The organism is Nitrosomonas sp. Nm33 (assembly GCF_900107265.1).
In the GTDB taxonomy this organism is placed as follows: Bacteria; Pseudomonadota; Gammaproteobacteria; order Burkholderiales; family Nitrosomonadaceae; genus Nitrosomonas.
The window spans coordinates 1-3870 of the sequence record NZ_FNPJ01000127.1 but is presented as its reverse complement, the minus strand read 5'-3'; the positions used below and the strand labels follow the sequence as shown (position 1 = coordinate 3870).

General features: G+C 50.1%; 7 protein-coding genes. 4 read left to right on the top strand and 3 right to left on the bottom strand.

All coding sequences use genetic code 11. From position 1 onward, the window contains the following. Positions 1 to 293 (top strand): hypothetical protein (locus BLV54_RS16300; RefSeq protein WP_218132428.1); only part of this gene is annotated, 293 nt, incomplete at its 5' end. Positions 294 to 354: 61 nt separating this feature from the next. On the opposite strand, the gene BLV54_RS15845 is transcribed toward BLV54_RS16300, so the two are convergent. Both BLV54_RS15845 and BLV54_RS14710 read right to left on the bottom strand, forming a co-directional pair. Continuing rightward, entirely contained in the window at positions 355 to 549 is a 195-nt protein-coding gene (locus BLV54_RS15845) for a hypothetical protein (RefSeq protein WP_143032548.1), read from the bottom strand. 54 nt (positions 550 to 603) lie between these two features. Beyond that, positions 604 to 888 (bottom strand): helix-turn-helix domain-containing protein, encoded by a 285-nt coding sequence (locus BLV54_RS14710; RefSeq protein WP_090572345.1) that lies wholly within the window; start codon positions 886 to 888, stop codon positions 604 to 606. Positions 889 to 1021: 133 nt separating this feature from the next. Between BLV54_RS14710 and BLV54_RS16295 the strand changes: the two genes are divergently transcribed. The 3 genes from BLV54_RS16295 to BLV54_RS14700 all read left to right on the top strand — a co-directional run bounded on the left by BLV54_RS16295 (position 1022) and on the right by BLV54_RS14700 (position 3394). After that, positions 1022 to 1189, top strand: coding sequence for a hypothetical protein (locus BLV54_RS16295; RefSeq protein WP_176969802.1), 168 nt, complete (start codon positions 1022 to 1024; stop codon positions 1187 to 1189). Positions 1190 to 1451: 262 nt separating this feature from the next. Then, complete coding sequence (locus tag BLV54_RS14705) at positions 1452 to 2330, top strand: hypothetical protein (RefSeq protein ID WP_090572344.1); 879 nt, start codon at positions 1452 to 1454, stop codon at positions 2328 to 2330. Further along, positions 2327 to 3394: a GSCFA domain-containing protein gene (locus BLV54_RS14700; RefSeq protein ID WP_218132427.1), complete on the top strand. Its 1068-nt coding sequence runs from the start codon at positions 2327 to 2329 to the stop codon at positions 3392 to 3394. The genes BLV54_RS14705 and BLV54_RS14700 overlap by 4 nt, the downstream gene beginning before the upstream one ends. Positions 3395 to 3592: 198 nt before the next feature. On the opposite strand, the gene BLV54_RS14695 is transcribed toward BLV54_RS14700, so the two are convergent. Next, positions 3593 to 3870, bottom strand: a 278-nt coding sequence (locus tag BLV54_RS14695; protein WP_176969801.1) for a transposase, incomplete at its 5' end; no start/stop codon positions are given.

Here is a 3870-nt window from a genome sequence, read left to right as displayed (position 1 = left end):
CTCTTGATCAAGCTAAAAGAATCAAGGTGACCGTATCACACGGTCAAACCTTTAATAGTCCCCCGGCAAAGCCGGGGGATTACCTCGTTTATTTAATTCATGGCGTAGCTGTAGCAGCAGATTTATGCGACAACCATGTTGTTCAGTTTCATTTCCCTGCCAGACAAATCGTATGTAGCAAGCTTCCTTGGGCCATGCATGATGGCCATTTGTCTGCTTGGATAGCACAGCACAGTGATTCTGGTTTTCACATAATGGCAGCGATGGCGATCTGCTGGGATTTGAAGCTTTAAGCCTTCAAAACTAACGCAATTATCATGGCCAACAACGCACTCATGGCACTCACCGAGGATGTCAGCAAGCTGCCCTCCGATCCAGGGCCAAAAACACACCTTCCTCGGCAGGTGGTTGCATAAACTCCGCATTGAAAGCAGGCATATAGGTTTCTTTCAAATACCGATTGGCCGCCGCCATATCGGTAATACCAGCTAATGCCAATTCAATTCTTTGGACAGTCGCTCCTGGTGTGTGTGCGGAACATCCGTTCACTTAGCCCTCGTACTTCCGATGAATAGGCTGCGATCATCTCTATTCCCAGTCGTTTCATGGCTTGACCAAACTGGGTAAGATTTTGTTTGTCGACCTTACCACCTGCTTCCGGTACTCATCCACCGGCGCACGTCGGTATGATACTTGAACAAGTCGCTTATCTAGTAGCGCATCCAGACCACCTTCGTCATATCGGTTTAGGTAGCACCGGAATGTGCGATCGCATAAACACAACAATAATGCCGCTTCCCCTTGCGTAAGATTCCCTCTTTTATAGCTTACATACGCTTCTTCAAATCTCATCTTCCTGGTCTCCAGTAGCCAGTCTGTTCGTTTCATCCGAAATTCTCCCAGGGCTCCATATAAAACCGGATAGATCATTTGCTAGAAGTCCGGACAGTTTATTTGTTCTCTACAAATCGCTTGTGAGAGTGTTTGACACTCCATCCTCTTTCTTGTATTTTTATTTCCTATGAAAAAGAGCATCTATTTTTCATATACGTGGGTTAGAGTATTGGTCGCTATTCTGGTGGCGGGCCCAAAGCTCGCAGCTTGTGGCGATGAGTGTTCGAGTAACGGCGCCATCCGATGGGATGCAGTTGGGGTAGACGTCGTGAAGTCATTGACTTCCGAGCAGTAGCACTACCGCTTGCCTTTCTTTTCGAAAATTGGTGCAGACTCGACAATAGATGTCGACAGCGCACGCTAGGAAGTAGTGGACAAGAAAATTGAGTATGCCGCTCGCGCAGCACTTGGTGCGTGCCATTGACTAGGTCGAAAGTAATGAGTCCCAAGCGAAGGCGAGGTGAGTATTGATTTATGTGTAGAATAAATTGGACGAAGAGTACGGATTCAGCCAACGTTGGCGGAAGCACACAGCGCGTTGATATTTTGGGGAGATTATGGGGAGAAGTGTAAAGGTTATTGTGCAGCATTTTGATGACGTACATACTGAAAGCGGAAGAGTGGCATGTCAGGATTTAGTCCCGGATGATGTTGTTGTGTCCGGGGTGAAAAAACTTGTTGGCATCGACCATAGTCATCTAGGTGTCTTACGACGTGCGGTGGAGCAGCATCAAGATGCTCTGAAACTCGAAGCTGCCTTTGAGTTTGTGCATCTTTCCGGTCCGGGTATGCAACCATTACCATTGCTGGTCGGCAAGGAAGAGATCAATCCGGCCATAGTCAAAGCGGCAGACAATGCTCTTAAGGAACGATGCGATCTACTATTCCTCTCTATCAGAGGGAACGAGCATAACGTCCTGGGGTTGGTGCAGCACCCGCGGCCATTCGACTTCGTTCTGCCCACAGAGCCGGATATATCCCTTGATGCATGTAGCGATCTGGTGCCCTATGAAGCCGTTAAAGCAACGCTGGCACGCATAAAAAAACCGGCAGTGGAATTGATCACCCATCTGAGGGGACGTGTCAAGTGCCCGGTCCTTGTCTTGGAGACTCCGCCGCCAAATCCGAGCGAAGAGCATATTTCTCGCTATCCTGGGGGATTCCAAGAAAAGATGAGATCCCAGGGCATCTCCCCCGCAGCTCTGCGCTATAAGCTTTGGCGGACTCATTCCGCGGTTCTGAAAGAAGCATGCGACACTATCGGGGCGACTTTTATCCCGGTTCCGAGCAATACAATGAATCCGGAGGGATTTCTCGTTGAAAAGGCATGGCAGCGCGAGCCGACTCACGGTAACATTTGGTATGGAGTCCAAGTGCTGACCCAGTTACTTGTGGCGGCCGGGATCCCTTTTCAACCTGGAGACGTGCGATCGTGACACATCCCTATAAGTCTTTGCCCGACTCTGCCTATTGGCGTCGTGCTGTGGCTTCCGTGTTGCCGGCCAACGTCGACCCCGTGATGACGGTGCCATTCCGCATTTCACCTCAGGATCGAGTGGCAACCGCCGGGAGCTGCTTTGCCCAGCACATCGCGCGTTATCTCAGGAACAACGGCTTCAACTTTTTTGTCACTGAGGAGGCTCACCCGCTTTTTGCACGGGAAATGAAAGAGAGGTACAATTATGAGTTGTTTACCGCTCGTTACGGAAACATTTACACCACCCGGCAGTTGCTGCAGTTGTTCCAGCGCGCCTATGGCAGGTTCCGGCCAATGGATGACGCGTGGTACTGCGACGATGGATCGATAATCGACCCCTTCCGGCCGCAGATCCAGCCGAGCGGATTCACTTCTTGGCGCGAATACGAGCTTGACCGATCGCAACATTTCGCCGCTGTGAGGCGAGCCTTCGAGGAGCTGGATATTTTTGTCTTCACCCTCGGTCTAACCGAATGTTGGGTCTCGCGGGAGGACGGTGCCGCGTACCCGTTATGTCCCGGTGTCGCCGGTGGCCGCTTTGATCCGAGGCGGCATGAGTTCGTCAATTTTGGTGTCGATGAAGTCACGGCAGACATGCTGGCCTTCATTGACCTTCTCCGAGAGATAAACCCGGCATTGAGAGTCATCCTGACCGTCTCTCCGGTTCCTCTCATCGCGACCATGGAACCGCAACACGTGCTGGTCTCGACCACCTATTCCAAGTCGGTGCTGCGAGTGGCTGCGGAAACGGTTGTCCACGCCAGGGCCAATGTAGCCTATTTTCCCTCGTATGAAATTATCACCGGCAGCTTTAGCCGTGGGAAGTATTTTGGGGAGGATTGCCGCTTGGTGACCGAGGAAGGTGTCTCGCATGTGATGAGGGTTTTTCTGAAGCACTTCACGAATTTTGTCGACGAGACGAAGGCAAAGGTGGACTCTGATCTGGAGGCTAAAAAATACCTGGCCGAAATGGAACAGATCATCCAGGTGATGTGCGACGAGGAAGCTCTCGATAAGCACTAAGATGGCCTCGTAATAGGGAATAAGGGACACCCTTGGCCGGCTCGTCTCAAGTGCAAATTCCAACTATCCCTGCTGTTTTTTCTGACAGCAGTTTTTTATTTTGTAGACCTGGCTTGTTGAATCGTCAAATCCGTTTCCTCATTATTGGCTACGACTGGGTCGTGCCAGTCACCCATTTGGATCAAACGGTATCTTATTCTAATTCGCACTAGAAACTGCATTAATAATCCAATTCCAGCCAGTTATACTTTTGATTAAAGCTGGGGCATTTTCGAGATCACATAACGCATTAACGAAATGATTCTCGAGCGCGTCGATGCTGTCAAATGCACGACTATAAAAATATTTTTCTCGCAGCTCGTCCCAAAGGTGTTCCTGCGAATTCAATTCAGGTGAATACGGTGGCAGGAATAACAAACGGATGTTCTCAGGCAAATCGAAATCCTTACTTTTATGCCAGCCGGCACCATCAAGGA

Bases quoted from the DNA above. Each gene is read 5' to 3' on its own strand.
- BLV54_RS16295 (WP_176969802.1), top strand. From the start codon at position 1,022: ATGAAAAAGAGCATCTATTTTTCATATACGTGGGTTAGAGTATTGGTC.
- BLV54_RS14710 (WP_090572345.1), bottom strand. From the start codon at position 888: ATGAAACGAACAGACTGGCTACTGGAGACCAGGAAGATGAGATTTGAA.
- BLV54_RS14705 (WP_090572344.1), top strand. From the start codon at position 1,452: ATGGGGAGAAGTGTAAAGGTTATTGTGCAGCATTTTGATGACGTACAT.